Annotated in this window: 1 protein-coding gene; it reads left to right on the forward strand. The window is 74.1% G+C overall.

Going from position 1 to position 282, the window contains the following annotated elements; translation table 11 throughout:
• A partial coding sequence (locus tag J0695_RS40605) for a response regulator (protein ID WP_505383640.1) occupies positions 1 to 259 on the forward strand: 259 nt, incomplete at its 5' end.
• Between the last annotated feature and the right edge of the window lie 23 nt (positions 260 to 282).

Consider the following 282-nt stretch of genomic DNA (forward strand, 5'->3'; position numbering starts at 1 on the left):
CTCCACGCTCGCGGAGCCGCCGCGGATCGTCGTCGTCACGACCTTCGAGAACGATTCGTACGTGTACGACGCGCTGCGCGCGGGGGCCGCCGGTTTCCTGCTGAAGCGGGCCGCGGCCGAGGACCTGGTCCAGGCGGTCAGGCTGGTGGCCCGCAGCGACTCGCTCCTCTTCCCTGCCGCCGTACGCGAGCTGGCCGCGCTCCACAGCACCCAGAAGCCCGCGCCATCTGCCGCAGCACCTCCGCCTCGCGCCCGGTGAGCTTCGCCGCCCACGGCGGGGGC

This window comes from Streptomyces beijiangensis, assembly GCF_017315755.1.
Lineage (GTDB): Bacteria > Actinomycetota > Actinomycetes > Streptomycetales > Streptomycetaceae > Streptomyces > Streptomyces beijiangensis.